The organism is Bacteroidota bacterium, from assembly GCA_016718825.1.
Classification (GTDB): Bacteria; Bacteroidota; Bacteroidia; order J057; family JADKCL01; genus JADKCL01.
The window spans coordinates 38,768-65,545 of sequence record JADKCL010000012.1; the positions used below are offsets into that span (position 1 = coordinate 38,768).

The 26,778-nt window shown below is 50.5% G+C and carries 19 protein-coding genes and 1 tRNA gene; 5 read left to right on the forward strand and 15 right to left on the reverse strand.

Translation table 11 applies throughout. From position 1 onward, the window contains the following. Positions 1-157 precede the first annotated feature (157 nt). A tRNA-Phe gene (locus IPN95_15160) sits at positions 158-230 on the reverse strand. Positions 231-365: 135 nt separating this feature from the next. Here IPN95_15160 and IPN95_15165 point away from each other — a divergent pair. The 3 genes from IPN95_15165 to IPN95_15175 all read left to right on the forward strand — a co-directional run bounded on the left by IPN95_15165 (position 366) and on the right by IPN95_15175 (position 4,588). After that, positions 366-1,721, forward strand: a complete 1,356-nt coding sequence (locus IPN95_15165) for a 4Fe-4S dicluster domain-containing protein (GenBank protein ID MBK9450713.1) — start codon at positions 366-368, stop codon at positions 1,719-1,721. 27 nt (positions 1,722-1,748) lie between these two features. Further along, positions 1,749-3,680: a hypothetical protein gene (locus IPN95_15170; GenBank protein MBK9450714.1), complete on the forward strand. Its 1,932-nt coding sequence runs from the start codon at positions 1,749-1,751 to the stop codon at positions 3,678-3,680. A 110-nt stretch (positions 3,681-3,790) separates the two neighbouring features. Next, positions 3,791-4,588 (forward strand): (Fe-S)-binding protein, encoded by a 798-nt coding sequence (locus IPN95_15175; GenBank protein ID MBK9450715.1) that lies wholly within the window; start codon positions 3,791-3,793, stop codon positions 4,586-4,588. Between the two features lie 126 nt (positions 4,589-4,714). Here IPN95_15175 and IPN95_15180 read toward each other — a convergent pair whose 3' ends face one another. From IPN95_15180 to IPN95_15210, 7 genes are all read right to left on the reverse strand, one after another. Further along, the gene (locus IPN95_15180) at positions 4,715-6,082 is read right to left on the reverse strand and encodes a nucleotide sugar dehydrogenase (protein MBK9450716.1); all 1,368 of its coding nucleotides are present in this window, start codon (positions 6,080-6,082) and stop codon (positions 4,715-4,717) included. A gap of 108 nt (positions 6,083-6,190) precedes the next feature. Then, positions 6,191-7,417, reverse strand: a complete 1,227-nt coding sequence (locus IPN95_15185; GenBank protein ID MBK9450717.1) for a PP2C family protein-serine/threonine phosphatase — start codon at positions 7,415-7,417, stop codon at positions 6,191-6,193. A 3-nt stretch (positions 7,418-7,420) separates the two neighbouring features. Further along, positions 7,421-8,674 carry an ABC transporter permease gene (locus tag IPN95_15190; GenBank protein MBK9450718.1) on the reverse strand — a complete coding sequence of 418 codons (1,254 nt, stop codon included), beginning with the start codon at positions 8,672-8,674 and terminating at the stop codon, positions 7,421-7,423. Between the two features lie 5 nt (positions 8,675-8,679). Next, positions 8,680-8,943, reverse strand: coding sequence for a hypothetical protein (locus IPN95_15195; GenBank protein MBK9450719.1), 264 nt, complete (start codon positions 8,941-8,943; stop codon positions 8,680-8,682). Beyond that, positions 8,940-10,070, reverse strand: a complete 1,131-nt coding sequence (locus IPN95_15200; protein ID MBK9450720.1) for a glycosyltransferase — start codon at positions 10,068-10,070, stop codon at positions 8,940-8,942. Before IPN95_15200 ends, IPN95_15195 begins: the two co-directional genes overlap by 4 nt. Positions 10,071-10,090: 20 nt before the next feature. Next, the gene (locus IPN95_15205; protein MBK9450721.1) at positions 10,091-11,074 is read right to left on the reverse strand and encodes a flippase-like domain-containing protein; all 984 of its coding nucleotides are present in this window, start codon (positions 11,072-11,074) and stop codon (positions 10,091-10,093) included. After that, a complete protein-coding gene (locus IPN95_15210) occupies positions 11,071-12,474 on the reverse strand; it encodes an MBL fold metallo-hydrolase (GenBank protein MBK9450722.1) in 1,404 nt (467 codons plus the stop codon). The genes IPN95_15205 and IPN95_15210 overlap by 4 nt, the downstream gene beginning before the upstream one ends. A 74-nt stretch (positions 12,475-12,548) precedes the next feature. Between IPN95_15210 and ruvC the strand changes: the two genes are divergently transcribed. Next, positions 12,549-13,154: a crossover junction endodeoxyribonuclease RuvC gene (ruvC, locus tag IPN95_15215; protein MBK9450723.1), complete on the forward strand. Its 606-nt coding sequence runs from the start codon at positions 12,549-12,551 to the stop codon at positions 13,152-13,154. A gap of 32 nt (positions 13,155-13,186) precedes the next feature. Here the strand turns inward: ruvC and IPN95_15220 are convergent, their stop codons facing one another. The 5 genes from IPN95_15220 to IPN95_15240 form a co-directional block, all read right to left on the reverse strand. After that, a complete protein-coding gene (locus IPN95_15220; GenBank protein MBK9450724.1) occupies positions 13,187-13,588 on the reverse strand; it encodes an HIT family protein in 402 nt (133 codons plus the stop codon). 2 nt (positions 13,589-13,590) lie between these two features. Continuing rightward, positions 13,591-14,067, reverse strand: coding sequence for a transcription elongation factor GreA (greA, locus tag IPN95_15225; GenBank protein ID MBK9450725.1), 477 nt, complete (start codon positions 14,065-14,067; stop codon positions 13,591-13,593). A 92-nt stretch (positions 14,068-14,159) separates the two neighbouring features. Then, positions 14,160-15,218, reverse strand: a complete 1,059-nt coding sequence (locus IPN95_15230) for a PorV/PorQ family protein (GenBank protein MBK9450726.1) — start codon at positions 15,216-15,218, stop codon at positions 14,160-14,162. Between the two features lie 19 nt (positions 15,219-15,237). Further along, the gene (locus IPN95_15235) at positions 15,238-19,149 is read right to left on the reverse strand and encodes a T9SS type A sorting domain-containing protein (protein MBK9450727.1); all 3,912 of its coding nucleotides are present in this window, start codon (positions 19,147-19,149) and stop codon (positions 15,238-15,240) included. 17 nt (positions 19,150-19,166) lie between these two features. Then, complete coding sequence (locus tag IPN95_15240; protein ID MBK9450728.1) at positions 19,167-22,901, reverse strand: TonB-dependent receptor; 3,735 nt, start codon at positions 22,899-22,901, stop codon at positions 19,167-19,169. 318 nt (positions 22,902-23,219) lie between these two features. Between IPN95_15240 and IPN95_15245 the strand changes: the two genes are divergently transcribed. After that, positions 23,220-24,677, forward strand: coding sequence for a hypothetical protein (locus IPN95_15245; protein ID MBK9450729.1), 1,458 nt, complete (start codon positions 23,220-23,222; stop codon positions 24,675-24,677). Positions 24,678-24,719: 42 nt separating this feature from the next. Here the strand turns inward: IPN95_15245 and IPN95_15250 are convergent, their stop codons facing one another. Further along, positions 24,720-25,664, reverse strand: coding sequence for a phosphoglycerate dehydrogenase (locus IPN95_15250; protein ID MBK9450730.1), 945 nt, complete (start codon positions 25,662-25,664; stop codon positions 24,720-24,722). Beyond that, positions 25,661-26,725, reverse strand: a complete 1,065-nt coding sequence (locus IPN95_15255; protein MBK9450731.1) for an alanine--glyoxylate aminotransferase family protein — start codon at positions 26,723-26,725, stop codon at positions 25,661-25,663. Before IPN95_15255 ends, IPN95_15250 begins: the two co-directional genes overlap by 4 nt. Positions 26,726-26,778: the final 53 nt, after the last annotated feature.

A 26,778-nucleotide genomic window follows, 5' to 3' on the forward strand; every position in this document is an offset into this window, starting at 1 on the left:
GTTGGGCTAAAGTTCTGAAGAATAGGATGATTTGGCAACTTTTCAGGTCTGGAATTGGGGTGATGCCTTAGTTATAGTTTTCGCAAAAAGAGTGGCTTAGCACGTATTTTGACAGCCTATAACACAAAGAAAGCCCCTGACGGGGCTTCCTTTTTCGTGGTGTGGGGCGGGATCGAACCGCCGACACATAGATTTTCAGTCTATTGCTCTACCGACTGAGCTACCGCACCATCATCTGCCGCCAACAATGTTAGTGACAAAATGGGAATGCAAATTTAGGCAGGTTTGTGGATATTCCAAGCGAATTTTGATTTTTTTCTTGGAGCTTCTTGGTATAAGTTTGCTCAAAGCGTGAAATCCGAGGTATGGAATACATCGACAACATCATTTTCGCCGTTTTGACGGTCGCAGCATTTGGCTTTTTTGGCTTCCAATTCAATAAAATTTGGAAAAGCATCTCCCTAGGGCTGCCCCAAAATCGCAAAGATCGCATGGGCGAACGCGCACAGCGCATGCTGCTCGTGGCCTTTGGACAGCAAAAAATGTTTAAAAAGCCGCTGCCCGCTGTCTTGCACGGCTTCATCTATGTCGGCTTCCTCGTCATCAACATCGAATTGCTCGAAATCCTCGTGGACGGCATTTTCGGGACCCATCGATTTCTGAGTTTCCTCGGACCGGGTTACGATGCGCTCATGGCAACGAATGAAATTCTTGGCCTGCTCGTCATCATCGCCTGCGTGATGCTGCTCTACCGCCGCAACGTCATGAAAGTGAAACGCTTCTCCGGTGTCGAAATGAGCCGTTGGCCAAGACTGGATGCCAATATCATCCTGATCACCGAAATCGTGCTCATGACTTTCCTGTTCACGTTCAATACGGTCGAAGTCAAGCACATCCAAGACCTTGGACCTTTGGCTGCAGGCATGCAGCATGGCGTTTTCCCGGTCAGCAGCATGCTTGCCAGCATTTGGCCTGATGCCTTGACCACCGAATTTGTCATGATGGCAGGCTGGTGGGGCCACATCATCGGCATTTACTTGCTGCTGAATTACATTCCCCGCTCCAAGCACTTCCACATCATCATGGCTTTCCCGAATGTCTATTCGAGCAAGCTCGAGCCCAAGGGCAAGCTGGACAATGTCGAATTCATCACCCGCGAGGTGAAAGCGATGATGGATCCGAGCGCAGCAAGCGATCCCGGCGACGGCACGATCCCCCGTTTTGGCGCCCGCGACGTGATCGACCTGCCCTGGACCAACCTGATGAATGCCTACGCCTGCACGGAATGTGGACGTTGTACTGACGTTTGCCCCGCGAATATCACCGGGAAAAAACTTTCGCCGCGCAAGATCATCATGGACACGCGCGACCGCATGGAGGAATTGCAACGTCAAAATCTCCTCACGCCCGACGCCGTCAAAGCCAATGCCGAGGAAACCAAACGCACGTTGCTCAACGACTTCATCTCCGCCGAGGAACTCTGGGCTTGCACCACTTGCAATGCCTGCACCGAGGCTTGCCCGGTCAACATTGACCATGTCTCCACCATCGTCTCGATGCGTCAATGCCTCGTGATGGAGGATTCCAAGGCGCCACAGGAGCTGAACATCATGCTCACCAATATCCAAAACAACGGCGCACCTTGGGCGATGAGCGCAAGCAGCCGGTTCGATTGGGCACGTGACGTGGAAATGCCGGGTCACCTCGTCGCGCAAAACTAGGGATAGACTCCTCAAAACCACTTCGATGTGAAATCCAATTCGCCGCTGCACACCGTCCTTCTTGCCCTCAGTGTGGCAATGTTGGTGCTGTTGGGCGTGGCTTGGATGTACCCCGTTCATCTCTGGGGGCTGAATTTCATTTCCTACGCCCCGCTGATTTACCTCTTGGCGGTATTGCCGATCGCGGTCGCCTTGGCATGGCCCGGATGGAGCAAATTCAAATTCCCTTCGAATCAAATCCCTCGCTGGGTCTGGTCCTTGGTCGCGGCTGTGGGCATGTGGGCGATGTTTTTCTTCTATTACATCGACACGGAACTGTATGGCGACGCCCTGCTCAACATCAAAGTGCTTTCAGACGGAGGCGATTGGGCGAAGCGTTACCATGTCATCAGCGGATCGACCTTCAACATTTTCACCCCCAAAAACGGCGAACAATTCACTTTCAGCATCGTCAAGGGCCTTTCGCGGCTCACGGGCCTGAGCATGTGGGCGACGTTTCGGGGATACGCCTCAGTGCTTGGGGCGGTTTGGGTTTTCATTTGGATGCAATTCGTGCAGCGGAAGATCCAAAACAAGGGAATACAAATGCTGGCGGCATTGCTGGGCATTTTTTCGGGGATGACGATGACGTTTTATGCGATGCCCGAGGTGTATGCGCCTCCCCTCCTATTTTTTACGGGTTACCTCATCTGCCTTGTCGAATTTCTGGAAACGGGCAAGAAAAAGTGGCTGGTGCTCCTGTTTCCGTTGCTGTTGATGGCGATTCGCACCCATTCGTCGGGATTTGCATTGGCGCCTTCGTTGGTTTATGCGCTGTTGGTGGCAGCAGTCGGCGAAAAGGAGAATTTGCAGAAATGGACAAGCTGGCGCAGAGCGGGTTGGATGATTCCTGCAGTATTTTTGGCCATCGGTTTAGCCGGATACCTGACCGTTTTCAAAGCCGGCGACGACAGCGTCAAGGTAATTCCAACGGCAGGGAATATGTTTTTGACGCCCTTCGGAGGTTCCAACCCTGACGACGCCTATTACTTGTTCGGGTTTTGGCATGCCTGGGACTTCGTACAGGAATTGTTGTTTTGTTCGGCTGCCGGATGCGTGATTTTTTTGGCATTTCTGCTGGCTCCGGGGCGAAAGGTCTATTGGACGGGAAAGCCGATGGTCGGCCTCGGCATTGCGACGGTCATGTTGCTGGCGCTGTATTTTGCGATTGATCCGCATGTGACCCTGCCGCGGGATTGGGATCTTTTCAGTCTGGTTTTCCCGCCCATTTTGGTGACTTGCATTGTCTTGATGGCAAAAGCCGAGGAGAAATTGGCCGAATCTTGGCTGCGCCAAAGCTTGCTTTTGTTGCTGATCGGGCTGCAGTTCTCATTTTTCCTCGTCAATCACGACAAAAAGCGTGTCCATGACCGGCAATTGGACGTCGCGCAGCATGTTTTTGCCAGCAACGAACCGGGAGGCGCATTCCTCATCAAACATACCTTGGATGCCTATCCAACGTCGCCTCAGGAGCGCGTGGCGATGCTGGAAAAGCAATTGAAGGTGCTTGCACCCTACGAAAACGCTGTCACCAATACAGATTTTGCCTTCATTTACCAGTATGGCGGAATCCTTTGCTTCGAAATGAAAGACTTCCAAAAAGCACGCAATTTTTATTTGGAAGCCGACAAACGCCTTCCGGAGCAGGTTGGAACCTACGAGGACTTGGCAGTCGTCGAATTCAACCTCGGCAGTTATGACCGCGCCCTGTACTTCGCCAATCTCGCCATGCGCTTCCAAAGCAAACATTCCGCGAACTGGGTGCTTGCGTTTACGGCTGCCCGAAGGATCGGCAATGAGCCTTTGGCATTGCAAATCGGAATCGACTACCTTCAGAAATACGGGGATCCGAATGGTATTCGGCCGGAAATCGAGGCGCTTGCCGGAAAATTGAATGTCCAACCGGGCAATTCGCAGTGAGACAAGCCAAAATAGTTTGTGGTAAAAGCAGCAACAATGTACTTTTGAAACGCGGAGGCTCACATCCCGATCAAAGCAAAAAATAGAATATGAGCGAGGAAACAAAAAATATGGTCAAGGTTCAGGTTCCCACGATGGCAGACATGGTCGCGCAGGGAAAAACGCCTGAAATTCTCTTTTGGGTGGGATGTGCCGGCTCCTTTGATCAGCGGTATCAGAAGGTGACCAAGTCATTTGTGCGCATTTTGGAACACGTCGGCGTGAGCTATGCTGTTCTCGGTCCGGAAGAATCCTGCACCGGTGATCCTGCCAAGCGCGCAGGCGATGAAATGACCTTCCAAATGCAGGCGCTCACCAACATCGCAGTCCTGAACGGCTACGAAATCAAGAAAATCGTGACGGCTTGCCCGCACTGCTTCAATACGCTCAAAAACGAATATCCCAACTTGGGCGGCAACTACGAAGTGCTGCACCATTCGCAGTTTTTGGAGCAACTCATCGCCTCGGGCAAACTGCAAGTGAACGAAGATGCTGCCTTGATCGAAGGCGGCGTGACGTTCCACGACAGCTGCTACCTCGGCCGCGCCAATGAAGTCTATGAGGCGCCGCGCAAGGTGATCGAATCGCTCAAAGTTGAGATCCGGGAAATGAAGCGCAGCCGCACCAATGGCCTTTGCTGTGGCGCAGGCGGCGCACAGATGTTCAAGGAAGCCGAACACGGCAACAAAGAGATCAACATCGAGCGCTCGGAGGAAGCCTTGGCCACAGGCGCCAAAACCATCGCGGTCGGATGCCCCTTCTGCATGACGATGTTGGGCGACGGCGTCAAAAACAAAAATCAAGAAGACACGGTCAAAGTGCTCGACATTGCCGAGCTCATTGCAAGTGCCAAGGGGCTGAATCCCTGAATTGATTGCATTTGGAGCGTCAACCGACCTTCTGAAAGTGCAAATTCGCCGCGTTTATACCGGCATCTAAAACGCAAAAGCGGGACTATTTACAGTCCCGCTTTTGCGTTTTAGCCCATTAAGGGCTTACAAAGTACTGCCCAACAACGTGATTTTTTCACGGCTGCCGGTTACGTTTTTCATCATGTTCCGGGTATCGACCACAAAATTGCTGTGATCAACGATCATTTGCGGGTCGAATGCATCGTGGTCGGTGACGACGATGGCGCAATGGTAGGTCTTCAACATTTCGGGCGTCACCTCAAGGCACTTGAAAACGCGGCCATGGGCCTCGTATTCGGGCACCCACATGTCAGCCACGTCGATATGCCCGACACCGGCCTCTTCCAAATTGCGGATGATCGGCTCTGCCGGCGAATGCCGCATGTCTTTAACATTCTTCTTGAAGGTCGCACCCACGACGAGCACACGCGCCTGCGAAAGCGAAATCGGTTGCTTGGCGATGATGTGAATGACCTTGTTGGTGACATGCAGCGGCATGCTCTCGTTGGTATTGGCGCTCAGGGTGATGAAACGCGTCTCGAAATCGTAGGCGCGTGCCAACCAAGAGAGGTAATACGGGTCAATCGGAATGCAGTGACCGCCGATGCCCGGTCCGGGCAAAAATTTCATGTATCCGAAAGGCTTGGTAGCCGCGGCTTCGATCACTTCCCAGACGTCGATGCCTTCCATGCGCTCGCACAACAAGGCAAGCTCATTGACCAAGGCGATATTGACCGAACGGAAGATGTTTTCGAGGAGTTTTTCGAGTTCGGCGATTTTGGGGTTGGTGACCATGTAGACCTTCTCGATGATGGCATTGTTGACCATCGAAGCGAGGTAGGTCGCCTCGGCGCCAATACCGCCGACAACGATAGGTGTATTGCCGGTATGGAAGGTTTTATTTCCCGGATCGACACGCTCGGGGCTGAAGGCTGCAAAGAAGTCCACGCTTGTCGTCAAGCCGCTGCGCTCGAGAATGGGCACCATATAATCCTCCGTCGTGCCGGGGAATGTGGTGCTTTTGAGAATGACCAATTGCCCGCGTTGCAGGGCCTCGCCGACCTTTTCCGAGGCGCGCTCGATGAAGCTCAGGTCAGGATCCTTGTTGGCATTGAAGGGGGTGGGCACCGCAATGAAAACCACGTCGACTTCGCTCAATCGCGCAAAGTCAGTCGTTGCCTTCAAACGGCCGTTTTTTGCCACGGCTGCAATTTCGGCATCGGAAAGATCCTCATTGTAATTTTCACCGGCATTGAGCATGTCCACCTTTTGGGTGGAAACATCAAATCCCATGACGTTGAAATCGCGCTTGGCAAACTCCAAGCCGATCGGCAAACCCACGTAGCCCAAGCCTACGATGCCGATCACAGCTTTTTTTGCTGCCACTTTGTCTGCAAGCGCTTGCGCAAGGGGGCCCAAGGAAACGGGCGATTGAGGATCAAAAAGTTTCATTTTCTCTCATCCATTTAAGGGACGCAAATATAGAAATTATTTGAAGCCAAGGAGGAGGAATCCGCTGAAAGTCGCGTGGCATGCACATGCAACGGGATAATTTACATTCTAGAAACGTACAGCAAGCAAAGTGACATCATCTTCCTGCTCGGCACCGTCACAAAATGCATCATACATCGTTTGCATCGCAGCCACAATGTCCTTGACCGAATCCTGTGCGGTATCGGCAAGCGTGGTATGGATGCGGTGCTCCCCAAGCATTTCGCCTGCCTTGTTGTGCTGTTCCATGAGTCCGTCGGTGTACATGAACAGCGTATCCCCCTTCTCATAGCGAACCGTGCTCTGCTCAACTCCCGGCAAATCAATGATTCCCAACGGAATTGTGCCTTCGTCAAACTCTTTCAACCGCCCGTCACGGGCAAGCAGCGGCGGGTTGTGACCACAGTTGATGTAGTCGATTTCGCCTTGTTCAAAGCGCACATGGGCAATGAAAAATGTAACGAATTGCTCGCCATGGGTAATGTTGTACAAAATCTTGTGGAGCTTCTGCACCACGGATTTCAGCTCGTTTTCGCTTAGAATCAAGGCGCGAAGGTTGGCTTGCAGATTGGCCATGAGCAATGCCGCTCCGATGCCCTTTCCTGCAACGTCGGCAATACAAAGGAAAAAGCCCTTTTCTCCGCGGGAAATCACGTCGTAAAAGTCGCCACCAATGTGGTGGTGACTCTGGTTACTGGCAAAAATTTCCGCCTGCCCGATCATGCCAAAATCAGTTGGGAGCAGCTGCTTTTGAATCTTTTCGGCAACTTCGAGTTCGCGGCGCAGGCTTTCCTGCGCGACCATGTCCGCGATCAAAATGCGGTTTTCCAATGCGGCAGAAACAACATTCCCGATGATTTCGATGAAAATCAGGTCATTTTCCCGCTCGGCATCGCTTTCCGCGAAGTCAGCTACGAGTACCCAAGCGGCGACTTTGTTTTGAAAATTGACGGGAACCACGTATTCGACACCCATTCCAAACAGGATAGGATGTTCCTCTTCCCGAATTTCCAATGTCACCAATTCTCGGGGGAGCTCATGCGTTGCCTCAGCGGTGAATTTCTGGAACCCGACACGCATTCCAAATTGGAAACCCTCGTCAGTAAGGTAAATGAACTTCATTTTGCGCACCTCACATTGGGCAAGGAGCGTGTTGCGTGCAACTTTGAAGATATGTTCCGGGCGCAGATGGGCTTGGTTGATGGACCTGAGCACATCCCGCAAAGCATCCGCTTCCTGCCTTTTCAAGCGAAGCAGCAATTCGGGATCATTGGTAGAATATGCTTTTCTGCGCATGGATCAACCCTTTTGTTTGGGGTCAAGCGCATCGCGCAACCCAAAGCCGACCAAATTTAGCGAAATCACCACCAAAATGATGGCCAATCCCGGGAAAATCGCAAGCCAAATTCCGCTGTCAAACATGATTTGGGCATAACCTTCCTTGATCATGGAGCCCCAAGACGGCGTAGGCGGTTGCACACCAACACCTAAGAAGCTGAGCCCAGCTTCCATCAAGATCGCGGAAGCAAAATTGGCGGCTGCAATGATGATCAACGGACTGAGAACATTCGGCAAAATATGTCTGAAAATCGTCCTTGGCCAGCGGTAACCCAAGGCTTTGGTCGCTTCGACGAATTGCATCTCCCGGATGGAAAAAATTTGTCCGCGCACCAAACGTGCGACATCCACCCAGGAACTGATCCCGATTGCCAAAAACAACTGCCAAGTCCCTTTTCCCATCACAAAAGCCAAGGAAATCGCAAGCAACAGTGTCGGAATGGACCAAACAACGGAGACAAACCACATGATCACCGCGTCCACTTTGCCTCTGAAAAATCCGGCGAGCGCACCCAAAGTCACTCCAAGCAGCAAGCTGACCAATACAGCCATCAAACCGATGCCAAGGCTCACGCGCGTACCCAAGATCAATCGGCTCAGGACGTCCCTTCCGGCAGCATCCGATCCTAACCAAAAATGCCCTTTGGCCACAAGCTGATTCTCAAATTTTGACTGCAGGGATGCAAGCTGCACGGAGGTATTACCGTCAGATCCGACACCTCGAATGGTCACTGTCGCTGGGGTACCCGGCTGATTGTTGAGCAGATAGGGCTTCCCATTCATTTGCTTCCACTTTGTTGGCCATTCGCCTTCCTTTTCGAGGGCGATCACCCAAGCGGGTAACAAGGTTGTTTGCTGCTTTCCGTGCAGGTCCACATAGAGAATCGTGTCGGCATGCACCTGAAGGGATTCGGCTGCAGAAATGGCAGTGGGCGTGAAGTTGTCGGGGTTTCCACTGCCCAAAAAGCCGAACCATCCCGGTGGCGCTTGCTGTACTTGATTGGGCTTGAGCATGAGCAAGTAGGCGGTTCCAGGGGGTTGTTTGGACAATGCGCTTACTTGGAAATTGCCGTTGTGCGTGCCATCCGGCATCAAAGGATAGGCAAAAATGGCAACCAAGGTGCACAACAATAACCAGCCCAGCCCGACCATGGCGGGCACGTTGCGTCTGAAACGCCTCCATGCCAATGCTGCCGGACTGCTACTTTGTCCCACGTGTTTTATTCCTCGAGATGTTGCAAACCCTTGGCCGAAATTTGATAACGGAAAGCCCGCATATTGTCTGAATCGTAGAAAATGCTTGGCTTAAAACTGCCATTGGCCATTTCCTCCATGGAAAGCACAAAGCTTTTGTCGATCAAAAACTTCAATTCGGCTCCGATCACGGGCTCCCTTTCCTTGATTTCTTCGACGAGCGTATCAAACGGCTCCGGAAAGAGCAAGGCACGCAAAATTTGTATCTGGAGGGTGTTGAGTTCGATCATTTTACATTCCTGCCTTTCCACTGATAAGTCTTGCGGTTGCCTGCCAGCCCCACCCAAAGCACGTAAGCAATATGGGCGGCTTGCTCGAATGGCAACCACCACAAGAGCCGCAATTTATCAAAAAAAACTGCTGCCGAAACCAAGACCGCCGCTTCGGCCACCATCTTCAAGCCCAAATGCCCCAAGAGCATCCACCAAAGCCGGGAATCCCAAAACCCTACAATAAGCAAGACTGGAAATCCCAGCATCGCCAAATAGGACAAAACAAGTGTCCAAGTAATCGAATTGCGTTTGTAATGTCGGCTTTTGCTCACCCACCGGATGCGCTGCTGCTTGAATGCCGCCCAAGTTTCCTGTGCATGCGTGTGTACAATGGCGCGGCGGTCCTTTGCAAATCGAATCTTGAATTCCGGTAGGGTTGCGATTTTGTGCATCAGCAACTCGTCGTCTCCCGAAGCGATGTGGTCGATCCCGGCAAAGCCTCCCACCGCATCATAAGCTCCACGCCGATAGGCGAGATTGGCTCCATTGCACATGGTCGGGCTGCCTGCGGCGATCGAGGCCGCGCCGACGGCAATCAATCCCATGAATTCCAAAGCCTGAAATTGCCCGAAGATGCTTTTTCCGTCCAGCAAAACCGGACCGGAGACGAGTCCTGTGTTGGCATCAAATTGCGCGACCATTGTCCGCAGCCAATCCGGGCCCATGGTGCAGTCGGCATCGGTGGTGACGATGATTTCTCCGGCCGCAGCGGCAATCCCCTTGGCGACAGCCGCCTTCTTGTAGGCTGCCCCCGTCTGCGCTTCCAAATCCAGCACTTTGAAGTTCGAATGACCACTTGCCACCGATTTTGCATTTGCCACGGTTGCGTCCTCGCTGTGGTCATTCACCAAAATCAACTCCATTCGCTCCGAAGGATAATTCTGCGCCAAGATCGCGCTGACACATGCCGCTACATTCGCAGCCTCGTTGCGCGCTGGAACGATGACGGAAACCAATGGCAATTTTTCTTGCGAATCCTTTTGCCGATCCTTCACCTTGAGCCCATTCCAATACCAAGCGCAGCGCAGCAAATAGCCGACGTAAAACAGCAACAACGCGGTAAAGATGAAAGCTGGAATGAGCATTGGCGGGAAAGATACGAATGTCAGCCGTTTTCCTTTACCCTTTGCAGCGCAACCACGCCGAGCAAGGTTGGAAGCAGGATATTGATAAAATACAAAACCAACGTACTCCCGATGGCTGTGGCTTCAGCAGCACCAAAGGCAGTCATTACAACCAAGGCAACGGCCTCTCTTGCGCCCAATTCGAGGATGCCCATGACCGGCAATACTGACTTTCCAAGGAAGATCAATGCCACCATCCAGAATCCAGCGAGCATTCCCCCCTGATAGCCAAAGGCATACATGAGTAGCACATATTGAAAGGAGAAGACAAAGTAGCGGATGGCCGCGAGTCCCAATACTTTTCCCACAAGCCGCATTTCGAGGTTTTGGAGCGCAAACCGTGCCTTTCTGACCCAGGCAGCACGGTTCCAACGAACGGGGATCAGGGCTGCAAATCGTCTGGGAATCACCAACATCACAAAGCTGATTCCACCCAAGACAATGCTGAGAAACAGGAAAACACCTTGTGAGACCGGGTCACCCAAGATTTGCTCGGGAAGGTGGCGGTCGGCGAGCAACCATAGGGCCAAAAGTGCCAGCAAACCTGTGAGCAGGGTCACAAACAGCTGACAAATGCGATCCACGAAGGTGGCCATGATGGCTTCAATGCGCTTTCCTTCCTTCAAAAAGAGAATTCGACCGGCGTATTCACCAATCCGGTTGGGGGTAAACACGCCTGCAGCCATGCCGGCAAAAACAGCTAGCGTAGCTGGGAAAAGTTTCAGGCCCGGGTAAAACGGACGAACCATGAGCCTCCATTTTTGGGCCTCAAGGCCGTAATTGACCGGCATCAGAACAATGGAAAGCAAAAAACTCAGCCATTGGAGTTGTGCCCATGGCACAGCCCACATCTCGTGGATGACCTCCCACTTTTCATTGACTTTCCAAGCGACGTAGCCGATAGCAAGCAACGTCACCGCGACCTTGAACAGTTGAAGCCAGGGTTTTGGACGCTTTCTGCTCAAATCAACACCGTTTCACCGCGGATGGGTACATGTACATCCTTGAAGCCCTTGCCCAACAGATAACCTCTGAAAATGTCCGCCCGTTCGCCTTCGCCATGCACCAAAAACACGCCTTTGGTCTTTTCGATATCATAGCCGGACTGGATGAATTCGCAAAGTTCCTTCTCATCCGCATGACCGCTGTAGCTCGTGAGCTTGACGACATTGGCCTTGACTTCAAATTCTTCGCCGAAGATTTTCACTGTGGGGTCGCCGTTCAGGATGCGTGCCCCCAAGGTCCCTTCAGCGCAAAATCCGGTTGCGAGAATCGTATTCCGTTCGTCGCTGATGCCATTTGCAAGGTGATGCAGGATGCGTCCTGCAGCCATCATCCCGGAGGCAGAAATCACGATAAACGGTCCCGGCTTGGTGTTGAGCTCCTTAGAATCTTCGACGTCGCGGATATAATGCAACCCATTGAATCCAAACGGATTGGGGTCATTGATCATGTAGCGGAGTAGTTCCTCGTCAAAGCACTCAGGGTGCATTTGGAAGACACTTGTTGCATTGACAGCCAATGGACTGTCTACATAAACCGGAATATCGGGCAGACGCCCCTCCCCTTTAAGTTTGTCGAGGTAATAGACGATGATCTGCGTGCGTCCGACGCTGAATGCGGGAATGATCAATTTACCTTTCCGCACGACACAGGCTTCATGAATGATCGCCTCGAGTTGATCCTTGGCTTCCTCGATCGGCTCGTGGCGTTCACCTCCATAGGTGCATTCGCTGATCAGGTAGTCACTTTGCGGCATCGGAAGCGGGTCACGCAGAATCGGGCTATGGGGCCTTCCCACGTCGCCGGTGAATCCAAGGGTGATGGTCCTGCTTCCTTCTTGTATGCGGAGGCTCACGGTCGCACTGCCTAGCATGTGCCCTGCATCACGGAAAAGCACTTCGACATCGTCGTCTACCTTGTGCCATTGCTCATAGGAGAGCGTAACGAAGTTGCTCAGTGCCGGCAGCACGTCCTCAAGCTTGTAAAGCGGCTCCACAAGCTCAAACCCCTTCTTCCGTCGCCATTTGTTTTCACTGATGGCGTCCTTTTCTTGGATATTGGCGCTGTCTTGCAGCATGATGGTCGCCAAGTCGTACGTCGCGTGCGTGCAATAAATGCGCCCAGTAAAGCCGGCCTTGACCAGTTGCGGAATGTTGCCACAATGGTCGATGTGCGCGTGCGAGAGAATCAGAAGGTCAATTTCCGAAGGTTCGCAGGGAAAATTTCGGTTGTACTCGTCAGCAAACCCTTCTGAACCTTGATAAAGTCCGCATTCGAGCAGGACCTTTTTCCCATTGTCCAACTGCAGCAAATGCATACTGCCTGTGACCGTGCGTGCGGCGCCCCAAAACTTGATTATCATAGAAATCGAATCATTACAAGAAAATTCAAAGCCTTGCAGCCTAAATTAAGACGCATCTGCCTAATTTTAAACTTATGACTGAAAAAGAGCCGCGCGAGCGGATCATCTTGGGCATCGACCCCGGCACAAGTATTACCGGATATGGCATTTTACAGTGTCTCGGCAGCAAAATGTCCTTAATGAACTATGGTATCATCGATCTAAGAAAGATAGAAACCGACCATCCGCTCAAGTTGAAACGCATCTTTGAACGCACCACCAGCCTCATCGACGAATTCCACCCCGACGAATTGGCGATTGAGGCGCCCTTTTTTGGAAAGAATGTGCAATCCATGCTCAAACTTGGACGTGCACAAGGCGTGGCGATGGCAGCAGCCTTGCAACGCGACGTACCGATTGTCGAATATGCCCCCAAAAAGGTAAAAATGGCGATCACAGGAAATGGCAATGCTTCGAAGGAACAAGTAAGCGCGATGATCGAGCGATTGCTTAACTTCAAATTTGACCATGAAAAGTTTCCGCTCGATGCGAGTGATGGCATTGCCGTAGCGGTTTGCCACTTCCTACAAAACAACACCTCAAGAATAGAAGCTTCAGGAACAGGCAAAAACAAAGTCAGATCCGCGAAATATGGAAGCTGGGAAAGTTTTGTAGCCAACAATCCAAAACGGGCGAAGTAATCAGAAAGAGCATCCAAGCCATTTTGAGAAGCTCAATACCCGGGAATATGCTTCCGAATTAAAGCTGCCGTGGCGGCGAGCTCTTCTTGGGTTGGTTTCAGCTTCTCCTTTTGAAAATTCAAATCGCCAACGGTGTCCATGGGCACCAAATGTATGTGCGCGTGAGGTACCTCGAGTCCAATGACTGCGACGCCCACCTTTTTGCAAGGAATCGCCTTTTTGATCGCCTCAGCAACAATTTTGGCAAACAACTGAAGGCCGATGTAGCGCTCTTCGTCCAGGTCAAACAGGTAATCGACTTCTGTCTTGGGGATCACCAAGGTATGCCCCTCTCTCAGGGGAGTGATATCGAGGAAGGCCAAGTAGTCCTCAGTTTCGGCAATGCGATGCGCAGGAATCTCACCTTGCACAATTCTTGTGAAGATGCTTGCCATGGTCAGATGTATTGAATGTCCAAGATTTCAAATTCCATCTTGCCCGAGGGAACTTCGATCACCGCACTATCTCCGACGGAAAGTCCGAGCAAACCTTTGCCAACAGGGGACTCTACGGAGATTCTACCTGCACGCATGTCTGATTCCTTGGGTGATACCAATTTGTACTTCACCTCTGCACCATTCTTTTTGTTCTTAAGTGTTACCGTACTCAAGATCAACGCCTTTGACGTATCCAACTGGGATTCATCAATGATTTTGGCATTGGCAATAATGTTCTCCAGGCGCGCAATTTCGGCTTCATGCAAGCCTTGCGCGTGCTTTGCCGCATCGTATTCTGCGTTTTCCTTGAGGTCACCCTTTTCCCTTGCCTCCGCAATCGCAGCGGCTATCTTCTTTCTACCAGAACTTTTGAGTTCATCGAGCTCGGCCCTGAGTATTTCAAGTCCGGTGTAAGTAAAAAATTGACTATCTGCCATTGCAGTAAATTTCTAGGTAACAACAAGTCTAAAATTAAACGTAGTGGGTTGGCAGACGCCAACCCACTACGCAAAAATACGAATTTTTCGAATTAGAGATCGATGCGAACACCGAGTACGTGCGATCCTTGGAAAGGATTGGTCGAACGATAGCTGTAATCCAAGCCGAAGCTTGAGAAGCGATCTTTGCCAACTTTGAAAGGAATCTCAACGGAAGCTCCGAGTCCGTGGCCCGTCCAAGCAGTCGTGCGGTTTTCGTTCATGATGTTCTTTTCGTACAAGAAGCTATAACGCAGCATCAGGTACTTTTTGAAACCGTATTCGAAACCGACCCCGATGTTGTCACGGGTAAAGGAGTTAGAAACAAATGCACCAAGCGCTGTGAGACGGTGGTCATCGCCCAAGTAGAAGTCATAAGAAATACCCATGGCAAGCACTGATGGCATTTCAAACTGTGAAGTTGGGCGGCTGGAGATCGATGTGAAATTCGGGTCGCGATTGGCGCGGAAAGACAAACCGTCTCCACCGTAACGCATGGTCGAACCGATATTCCTCAAGGCGATACCAATTTTCAACTTGTCAGTATGAAGGGAGTCTTTGCCGAGGTTGGTGCGGTATTGCACACCTGCGTCAAAAGCTACACCGTTTGCACCGGCGTTGTTGATACTTTCATGCACGATCTTGATGGTAGCACCCACCGAAATGTGATCAGTGAACTTCTTTCCATAAGTAAGACCGAGATTCATGAAAGTAGGCCTGAAAATACCCAGTTCGCCTTCAGGATTGTCTTCCGTAGTGCGAATAAAGGTACCCAAGTCAAACGAAGTCAGGTACATCCCGATCACGCCAGCCCTTTTCAGCGCTTGCGAAATACCAAAGCTGTTCACGCTGATGTCGGAACCCACGAGGTACCTTGAGTGCGCGAAAATCAGCTCGGTGCGACGTGTCTGAGCCAACCCCGCAGGGTTATTGATCACGCTTTCGATGCCAGATGTGCTGCCGATGTTGATGCCATTGAAGCCGGTAGAGCGACCCCAGGTGTTCACCAGAAGCTGCGTTGCGCCTGCCTGACCGGCACGCTCAGGGTTGCCAGCAAAGGACTGCCCAACAGCGGCGAGGAGAACGAATCCAATGATAAGATATTTTTTCATCTCTCTTTCAAGTTGAATGTTAGAATGCGTTAAGGTCAATTTCTGGCATCACTGCAAAGAATTTGACCACTGTCTCACCGAGATTACCGGCATCCACGTGGATGATATAGGCTCCAGAAGCAACCGGTGTACCGGCAGCATTCTTGAGGTCCCAAGTCTGCGAAGGCTCGTCAGAATCCTTGATATAGGTCCTGATCAATGTTCCGCTCAGATTGTAAATCTTGATCCTGCACTGACGTGGCAGGTTCGTGATTTTCACGATCGTTTGAAGCTGCGAACGCTCATACTTGCTGAAGGCATAGTATGGGTTGGGGACAACCCTTACATTGTTGAGCAGCGAATTGATCGCAACATCCTCGACATTCGCCTCAGCAGCGAGGTCGCTGGTGTTGAATGTAAAGATCGGGTAGTCAGTGGAGCCACCGCGTGAACGAATTGGCTGATTCACACGCAACTTGATGCGAGCTGTCGTAGGGATTTGGCGTGGATCTTTGAAATCAAAACCAGGATACAACATTGGGCAGCCTACCCATGCAACCTGTTTGTAAGCCTCACGCATATCGGTAGTTGGGTCGTTTTGATCAAGATACAACAACGATCCTGTACCTCCAGCGGTTGGAAGCGTTCCATTGGACAAGAAGCCGTAGATGTAATTGCACTCGTCGTAGGTCTGACGTGTGACATAGACAAAGTGGCGGCCACCAACGTTGTTGCCCGAAGGGCCAAAATCGCTGGTTGGATTCCAAACCATGTCGTTGCCAAAATTCTCACGATCCCATGAACTTTCGCCGAAGAAAATGTTCAAACGACGACCGGTATTGACATCGATGGCGTAGCCAGGGAACCAACCCTTGCCTTGCTCGGTAACAAGGTCAGCATTCAGGTTTTTGCTGGTATCGCCGGCTGTGACGATAGGATAATCCCATCTTGCAGCCATTGGCCAAGCTCCACTGCCGATTGCCTTGCCAGGTGAGGTTTCTACAACCACACACTTGGACCACTTCGATACATCAGATGTGAAAACCACATCCACATCTGGGAGTTGGCTCAGGTTGGTAACTGTGGCAGCGGAAACACCAAAGCCAGAGTTTGTCGCCCTTACATCAACCCCAGGACGTACATCACCGTTCACGTCGTCATTGGAGAATTCCCTTGCGAGGCAGAAAGGTGCCCACATGCCATTGATCATGGCCTCAAAACGCTCCTCCTTGTCATAGACACGATTGGTTTTGAAGGCATTACCGCTTGTTCCACGGTCGGTATCCTCGGTTCCGGATTCAATCCAGTCCCAAGTACTGAAACCATCCTGATCAGGCACGCCATACAACCAGGATTGCAATGGATCATCAAAGGTCATGGTAGCACCGATCACGCCGTCAATCAAGGTGTCGCCGGCTTCTACCACATCTCTTACTGAGATTGAGATGCCATGCTCAGGGATCAAACGCTCGATTCCAGAAAGCGGCTCCGGGCGATTGGTAATCGCATTGCCCAAGGCTCCAGTCTGACTTCTTTGAATATAGGTTGACTGGAAGATCAAATTGTTGCCTTCGTAAAGACTCCATTCTGCAAAAGTAGAATCAAGAAGGGCAACCGTATCCATACGGATCGTATCAACCTCTCCAAGGAATTCTTTGCCCACAACTTCCAAACGGTAGTTGCCTGCCTTCACCTCCTTGGGGTTCACCACTTTGACCGTTACAGGCGCATGTCCCGCTGTGTACGTGATGTCACTGACAGAGTCATTGGCCAAGATGGCGTTGACAGTAGCCTCGTTGATCTCCACAAAGTTGCCGCCGTTGCAAACGCCAGCAGTTTGGGTAATCTCCATGCTTGTTGAATACTCTGAGTTTACAACTGTGCCAAATCCTTCAAAATCAATTTTGTGAGGAACCGCCGTTGTATTCTTGAAGAACCTGTTGCCCTGCACAAACATACGACCGCCCGAAGGGGTAGCATTGTAGGCGTAAGCGAGTGCACCAAAATAGTAGTTGGTGTAGTTTTTCAGACGACGATCAGAACCGGTTGCGAAAAGGTCTTCTGTGACGCGAACGCTGTGGAAAATCCCGTCATCTGAGCCCTGCACCATGACAACATCCACAATCACCGGGGTAGAAAGTCCTGAAACCGTCGTGCTTGTGCGGTTGACAATGGTAGAAATCCCATTGTCCAAGTCACATTGCGCAACGATACGGGCCTTATCAGTATCAAAAATGTCATTGGCTGATACACCTGCATTGATCAATTGATAGACAACATAACCTTCGAATGCGAAGAGCGAGTCAGCCAAGCCCTGAGCCTTCAGGTTTGGATCTGCCTGCAAATAGCTTTCATGGTAGTTGTTGAATACAAGCGGATCGCTGTAGTCCCACTTAACCAACAATTCCTGATCATATTCTTCGATCGCAAGCTCTGGCGCATCGGGACCGTCAAGGAGGCGGAAGTTGTTGTCAAACAAGCTCTGTGCAATGTCATCGGCTGTAAGGACTTCGCAAACCGAACCCAATTGGTCATTGTAATAACCACGTGCCCAAACAGCACCAACCACGATGTTGTTAACAGCACCAGGCTGCAAAGTAAATGGTCCAGCAGATTGGAGGAAACGACGGTCAAATGGCTGGTTACCAGCTGAGACTTCTGTCCAGCCAGATCCGCCACCGCCGCACCATCCACCATCACCAGGGTACATGTAGTTGGTTTCAGGACCAGCTGCCGTACCAGGATAACCGTTTTGGCCATTGTCTACCATGTGCGAACCATCTTTCCAATAGCCGTGGAGATAGCCATAGAAGTGTGTTGCAACCTCTGGATTACCACGAAGTGACCAGTCGTTTTCGTAGTAAACGAAAGTTCCCATATCCAAGCGGGTGCCCAAGTCACCAATTGGTCCTTGGAAAAAGTCCAGACCAAAGCAAGGTGGGTTCAAACCGTAGCCAGCTGCGGTCTCGTCATTGGCGTCTCCATTGTAGGCAAAGCCCAAACCACGGGTTGTATCGCATCCCACGTAGTCATCGGAATAGTTACCGACGTCGGAGTCGACCCATTGCCCCATATAGGTGTCATTGAGGCGCAAGGTGCTTTTGTTGGTCACCTTGTATTTGTAGAAGGTCATGTCATTGACCTGATCGGTGGTAGAGAATGCGAATGCAAGCATTTGAATCTCCAAGCCGATCGCTTCACCACCGGTTTCGGTGTGGACGTCACCCTTGTCGTTGAGCACCCACCAAATAGCCTGATCAGGTGAGCCCCCGCCGGCAGTTGGGGAAATGTCAGGGAAGTCACCACCGCCAGGATTGTATTCCTGATCGTTGCCATCGACATCGACAAACGGAGCAAGCGACAAACGATTGCCATCGGAATCAAAACCGAATGCTGGCCATGTTTTCACGGCTGGGTAAAGGTCTAGGTTGACCGATCCACCATTTGTAACGGCGTCGAGATAGGCCGCGCGGAATGAGGAAATCTCCTCCTTGGTAATCAAGAAATGTTTGTCCCATGCTGCGCATGTGACATCATCCACAGTCGCTCCACCCGAGGTAAGCGGACCAGGCCAGAAGTCACTGCCCCATTGGCGATACGTCTGGGCTGCAACACGCAACTGACCGCTTTCATCCACACCGCCGATCCACAAGGAACCAGCAAAGGATGAGTGACGCGCAGAAGCTGCTTGTGTCCTTGGCAATTTAGGAACTTCATAACGTGGGCTGCCCACCAAGTCCCACCAAAAGTCACCACCGTTGTGGATCAAGGCACGTACGTTGTTGATGTCAAGCTCCACAGAGGAACTTGCAGGTGCACAGTTTGCTGTAGTGCGCAACCCTTTTTCACTCGCACGTTTCTGGCCAATGTTCTCCTTGGCAAACAGTCCCGATGTCCCCAGCAAGGCCAGGCACGCGAAACCAAATACAGTCTTTGAAATCATTTTTTCCATCTTCATCATCGCTAGGATTAGAAGTTAATTTGAACACCGAGGCGAATACGACGCGGCAAGCTGTAGTTACCAGGATTTTGCATCCTGAGCGTATACAGGTAGGTGAATGCATCACCATCAATTGCAGCATTGATTGCTTGCTGACCGACACCTGTGCTGAGGTAACCATCGTCTGTTGGCAGACCGGAGGTTTTGTAGACGTTCAGCACGTTTTTGGTGTTGAGAAGGTTCAGCACTTGGAGATAGACGTTGAATGCCACTTGCTTGGAGCGGATGGTATTTCCTTTGCCATCAGACATTTCTTTGCCTTCTGCATCAAGCTTGGCTTTTCCACCCATCATGAAGTCCTTGTCGACTTTGGCATCAAAACGCAGCTGCCAAGGCAAGCGGCTACCGTTAGGAGTTCCAGAAAGCTGGATATTCTGGTTGATGCCTCCTTGAACGTCGGCCGAGTTGGCCAAGGAGTTCACGGAGTAAGGCGTACCTGAACCGAGATAGAAGGTCAAGTTAGCTCCAGCATTTGACAGCGGATACAGCGTTTTCTCTCCAAGGGTGATACCAGGACCTTTGTTATCATCGCCATAGAAGCGATAGTCAATGTTTCCTGACACACGGTGGCGCTGGTCAAAATCAAGCGGAAGCAATGCACGGATTGCGGTAAATCCGTCCACCGCACTCAAAGCATTTCTGCTGGAAGTAAAGCTGGAACCGGTACCTGCTGCAAACTGCATCGTGTAGCTTGCCGACATGCGGATGTTCCGCATACGGATCATATTGAGTGCAAACGTAAAGCCTTTGATCGTTCCGAAGTCAATATTGCTGTAGGTAGAATATGACGTCGGATATGCGTCTGTGAAGTTGGTGATCTGGAGCATGTCACGCATCTCACGGTAGAACGCGGAGATCGAAAGCGCCATGAAGTCATTCAACTTTTGCTTGAAGCCCACTTCGTAGTCGATCGTGCGCTCTGGGCGAAGATTTGGGTTGGTAACAGTGATCGTGGAGCTGTTCTGCAAAAAGTAGTATTCTGCAATTTGACCAGCCAACGCAGAACCGGAACCGGCACCTGTCTGACCTGGGCGCTGTGCCAACACGTCATAGTGGGCAAAGAATACAGCCTCACCAGAGATCGGGAAGGAGAAGGAAAGACGTGGCATCACAATCACCTGAGGGGTGTAGTCCTTGAAAGACTCGATCGAAATCTCGTCATCTTTCAAAAATGGCTGCACTTCACCACCTGAACGCAATGCTGCCGAACTCACAGGAGTACCATTGGCATCATACCAGATGTTGGCTTCTGGGTCGCGATAGCCCAAAACCCCATCTTGAGATGGATCGGTAGCATCGTCCATATAAGGCACCCAGTTATCTGGAATACCATCATTCACGTTGTAACCCAAAGCCTTTGCCTCACCGGCAGTATAGGTCGGGAAGAGGACGAAAGGATCTTTGAGCACTTTCTGATTGGCGTCAAAGCGGTCAATACGTACACCGACGTTGAAGATAATGTCTTCCAACTCAAACTTATCCTGAATAAATCCAGAGATATAGGTTGGTGCAAAGGCATTCATTGGACGGTTTTGCTTGTCAGTAAAGAAGTCTTCTGCGGCAACGCGCTTAGTCTTCTCACCTGCAAAGTTGTAACCGTAGTAGTTCACATACTGGTTACCGTCGTTCAACAATTCATCAGCACTGAACATTCTCAAGTTGAGAATTGAAGGATCCAAATTGTCGACCACGATGAAATCGCTTCCGCCCATTGGCAATCCCAGTACGTTGCGAAGGTTGCGGTCGAATACACTTTGATCGGACTCCTCAAAGAAGGCAGGAGCATGAACGGTATCTTGGAACTGACCGTTGACCATCACAAGTTCCCAGCTATTAGGATCCTGGTTGATGCCAGAAAGGTGACGGTTGGTCAACTGACGCATGTACTGCCACAATGCACGGTTGCCCACAGCCCAGAAGCGCTCTTGACGCTGCTCAAACTCAAAACCGACTTTGATCGCATGGCCTTTGATCTCAGCAGAGGCTTGACCTGTCAAACGGGCCTGATCATAGCTAGTCTTTTGGTAGCCTCCTTGGCTTGTGCCGGGACCGCTGTACAGGGAGTAAATCCCATCTACACCATCTCCGTTACGCAAACCACCATAGAAGGAAAGGAAATCCAAATTGCGGATACTGTAATCACGAATTCCGGTAAACGGATTGACAATTCCATTTTCAGCGACATAGTCAAAAATGAAATTGTTGTAGTTGGCCTGAAGTGGATTCTTGGAGGTGCTGGGATCAAAGGTCAAATTGATTGGCGAGAAGCCAGCAGTCATATAGTATCCATTGGAGGAGATGTCGGAGTTGTGAATATCGGCATTGTCAATCGGGTCGACATAACGATAGATTTCCTGACGATCGAAGTCAAAACTGCCGACATAACCGTAATCAAACAGGTTTTTCTTGTGGTTGGCATCCATAAACTCGCGCTCATAGCGTGACCAGTCCACCTGAAGTTGATAAAACAGGTTTTGAACCTTGCTGCCTTCAGCTGTCTTGAAAGTCTGCTGGAAACGTCCCCAGCCGCTGTATTGGCGACCGTGGAAAAGCTGATTGGCCTCAGGCGCAAACATCGAGTTTCCAATGCTCCAAGAATCGGAATTCACATCCGAAAAGCCACCGCCAAACTTGACAATGATGTTCTCGGAAGGCTGGAAATCCAAACGTGCGTTGATTCTCGCAGTTGAACCAGAGTTGTTCAGCTTGAATTTGGAAGTCTCCACCATGTCAGGCGTGACAAAATTTCCACGGTTCAAGAAGAAGTTTCCAGTGCGGTCCAGGGTAAGTGGATTTTCCTGGAAGTCCTGATAGGCTTCGTCAGTGAGCTTGAAAACGCCACCTTGAGCAGGATCTTGATCCTTTTCATACTGGTACTCTCCAGCGATGAAGAAGCCAAGAATCGGCTTGTTGTAGTCGATCGAGTCAATGTACTTGCTGATGATCGGGCCTGACAGGTTCAAACCACCCAAATGGTATCCATAAGGATCCAAAAACTGGGAAGTCAGATACTCGGCGCCACCGGTCACTTCGTAGCTCGGCGAAGACGTCGTGACAGAGATGATACCACCGATCACGTCACCGTACTCTGCCGGCGTACCACCGGTGATGACCGTAAGCTGCCCGATCGACTTTTGTGGAAGGTTCAAAGTACCACGTACCTTGACACCGTCGACAAAATAGACCGTCGAACTACTACGACCACCACGCATGCTAAGTCCATCGCCATCATCGGCTTGATAGACACCTGGCACAATGGCAGCAAGCGTGTTGATGTTTCGTAGACCGATATTTTTAACATCTGCCCCACTAATGGAACCGCCCGTTGTTGTGTTGTCAATGGGAATGGTCTCAGTAATCTGGACCTCCTTTAACTCCACACCGGTTTCAATCGCCAATGGCACATCAACCGTCTTGTTGGCAGCCACGTTGATGCCACTGGCATTGATCGTGTTACCAGCAAACGAGGCTCTCACCTCATACAAACCAGGCTCTACAGGCGCGATACTAAACTCGCCTTGGGCGTTGGTGTTTGCTCCACCCTTGATAATGCCGTTTGAAATGATCACCACCGTAGCAAACTCAACGGGTTCACCGCTTTCGTCTTTTACAGTACCCTTGATCTTACCAGCATCGGATTGTGCAAACACGCCCGAGCAGAAGAGCAGGCAAAACCCCAGCCAAATTCCGACTCGTTTAATCATAATTCCATCCGAATTAATTGTAATTCCACTTATAGGACAAAACAGAGGATAAAGATAAAAGCTAGAGTTTCATTATTCCAAATGTGCCGCAACAAAATCGAAGATCTGTCGTATGCAGCGCTTGGGTTTTATTTGATCCACGTCGCTTTCAACTACCTTATCCAGACTAAAATCAGTTCGAAAAGCATTGTTTCATGCCTTTCTTCACGCAATGTACACACAAACCAATGCCTTTCATTGTACTTTTGTTGGTGTAGGTTACACGATAAAAACAATTTCTTCTTAACTTAACCCTCATTATTGAACCCATTTCAGCGCATGGATCTCATATTCGACATTTTCAAAAAGCTTAAAAATCACGAAATTAGGCAGATTCGCAACCACCTCAACGCCTCGCCTTTTGAGTTTGAAAAGGTAGGCAAGCTGTTTGAGTTGGTGACACGGTACAAGGACAAAGACGAAGAGTTTTTTTCCGAAAAGCTTTATGGACGTGCTCCCGACAATACTTTTCGTGTGACCAAATCGCGCCTGAAACGAATTCTCGAGGATGTCATTTTGGACGACAAGAGCATCACCGACTACGATGCAGCCCGTGTAAATGCACTCCTGCAGGCTCAAAAGCGGCTTTTACAGGGGGAAATTCTTCTCGGACGCGGTGCTTACAAGGCGAGCAAGAACCTTCTCCTGCAGGTTGTGGGAAACGGACGGAAGTTTAGCCTTCACAATGAACATTTTTGGGCGCAGATGCTTCTGCACAGAACTCAAAGTGTAAATCTCTCCGTCAAAGAGTTCCAAAAGGGTACAGAAGACCTACAGAAACTGAATGAAGTCAACTATCTTGTCAATGAAGCCGCACTCCACCACTATGCCGTAACCAACATTCTTACCCAGACTTCGCTCAAGGACGATGAACTCGCTGAAATCGAACAAAAAATCAACCGAATTGAAAAAATTGCTGAGACCACGGCCTCTCCCTTGAGTCAGTACTACTTTTTGCTTTCCAAGATACTCTTCCTTCAATACACATATAATTATAGTGAAGCCTTGGTGTATTGCAAGCGGCAGTTGGAACTCATCAACCACGAGCCGGCAGTAAGGTCCAAGCAAAGGTTGGGAAGCGCCTTTTTTCAATTGACGGAAATTTCCCTTCGGAAAGGCGACTTACAGGAGGCACAAACATTTGTCGATGAGACACTTGCGCACTTTTCCAAGGAGGAAACCAATTACCTGATCGTGCTGGGCACCGCTTTTCGAATCTCCTTTTTTGCTGAAGATTGGACAAAGGCAGCTGCTATCATTCAAGAGGCACTCGCTCACCCCCGTTTCAATGCCTCCCCGTTCAGGGCAGCAATCTGGTATTACAACCAATCTTGTTTAATGCTGAAAACCAAGCGCGTCAGTGAGGCATTAAAAATGCTGAACGACGCGACTCCTCTCCTTGGCGACAAGATGGGCTGGAATCTCACCTTCAGGCTCCATGAAATCATGGTGCTGCACGAGGCTGGACTTCACGACCTTTTGGAGACGAAAATCCTCAATATGAGGCAATTCGTTAAGCGCACGCAAAAAAACAGTGAGATTTACCGTCCAATGAAGCTGATCCAAATCTTGATGGAGTGGCACAAAAACAGTTTGGATGTCAAGAAAACGCTCGTAGCTGCCAAACGACAGTTCACAGACCTGAAAGAGTTTCACCAAAACATTCCATTCGACCCATCTACCGGCGAATTGTTGCGATTGGAAACTTGGCTGGCAGAAATTGGAAAAGCCAAATAGATGGGGACCAACTAGGCATGCGTGGCTATTCGAGTGTTTCTATCACAATGGAGAATGCTTGAGCAAAAATTCCGATACCCCTTCAACCAATCGGTCGTTGATGCGATCAAGGGATTCATGACTCCATCCACCGATATGAGGTGTAAAAATGACTTTCTCCATCTGAAACAGCCTGTTCAAGTGTTCTCTTTGAAGATCGGACAACGTACTTAGCTTTTCATTTTCAAGGACATCCAGTCCTGCAGCGATCACCTTTCCAGAATCCAATGACTGAATCAGCCCCGCAAGCGGAACAATGGGGCCTCTCGAAAGATTCAAAAACCAAATCGGTTTTGAAAATTTTGCAAAAAAAGACGCATCCACCCAGTTTTCGGTCTCGGCGGTGAGCGGAATGTGGAGGCTCAAAACATCTGCTGATTCAAAAATCTGTTCCAACCCGGCTTCCTCAATTCCATTGCCTCCAAAGCCCGACTTGTATTTGTCGTAGGCGAGAACCTTGCATCCAAAACCCGACAAGCACCGCGACACGGCAGTCCCCGTGTTACCAAACCCTATGATTCCCACAGTTTTGGCATACAATTCAGTTCCGCGATTGCGCTCTCGCTCCCATTTCCATTGGTGAACCTCCCGGTCGGCCCGCGCAATGTTGTGCATCAGGCACAAGAGCATCCCCACCGCCTGCTCCGCTACCGGAATCGCATTGGCACCAGGAGTATTAAACGCCAGAATACCATTCTGTTCCAGCAGTGGAAGGTCAAAGTGATCCATCCCCACCCCTGCTCGACAAATCATCTTCAATCGAGGACCGTGGTTCAAAAGCTCTTGGTCGGCGTTGATCTTGGAATTCATGACCAGGATGTCTACCTCCTGCAAATTGGCGAGAATCTCCGCTTTTTTCCAATCGGGTTCATAGCGAAGTGGATGGCCGAGCGCTTCCAATTTGGCGCGCATCGACTCTGGAAATGGGTCGATCAACAGGATATTCATTTGCCCTCTGAATCAATTATTGCTTTCAATGCGCTCACAAGTGCCTTCGTGTCGTCCAAATTCACCATGCCGAAGTGGCCGACACGGATGACCAAATCGTGAAGTTGGTCCTGACCATCGGCTGTTTCGAGTCCATAGTCTCTTACAAGGGCCTCGCGAATGCTGTCATGGCTACGCCTGCCAAAACCAACAACGGTGAGTGCATCAGCATTTCCTTCTCCAAAAATTGCTCCACCCAGGGAAGGGATGGCCTCCTTTAGAAATTTGCTCATTTCATGCGTACGGTTCCAAATCACTGGCATCGTTTCAGCCCGCATCCTCTCCAGAGCCGCTTTTACCCCGTAAAACATTTGCAATGGCGGCGTAAATGGATAGGACCCGTGCATCAGGTATCGATAATAATGGCCTAAATCGCGGTAGTCTGCTGCCTCCGGGAAGACAAGGGACGCAGCCGCAAGCGGCCCAACGGCAACGAAGACCGTTCCACAAGGATTCAGAAATCCCTTTTGGCTGGCACCCACGACGACATCCAATTGCCATGCATCGGTGTAAAGCATTTGAATCCCAACCGAGCAGATGGCATCCACTACAATCAGTTGTTTGGGGGCAATTTCCTTGATTGCAAATGCAATTTCCTCAAGGTCAATCGCTACGCCCGTCGAAGTTTCTACATGTGTCAGTACCCAGCCCTTGAGATCCGGGTACTCCTTCAATACTTGGCCCACGTGGTCCAGCGTAAATGCATGCCCCCAAGTGACACCCAAGGGAACGACATCCAAACCAAGGGCAATCCCAAATGCGGCCCACCGTTGCGAAAATTTGCCCATTGCCGGGATGGCAACTTTGTCTCCGGCCTTGAAAAGGCTGAACATGGCTGATTCCACCCCAAAAGTTCCGGATCCCGGCATCGCGACCACAGGGTATTCCGTCTGGAAGACGTACTGAAGGTCATTCTGAAACGCCTCGAAAAATGTGTCAAATGCGGCAGTGCGCTGATGAACTACAGGTTTACCGATCGCGTCGATCACATACTGTGGCACCGCAACGGGCCCTGGATTCATAATCAAAGGATTTGAACTTCTAAGCATAACACAAATGTAAAGGTTGAATGTGC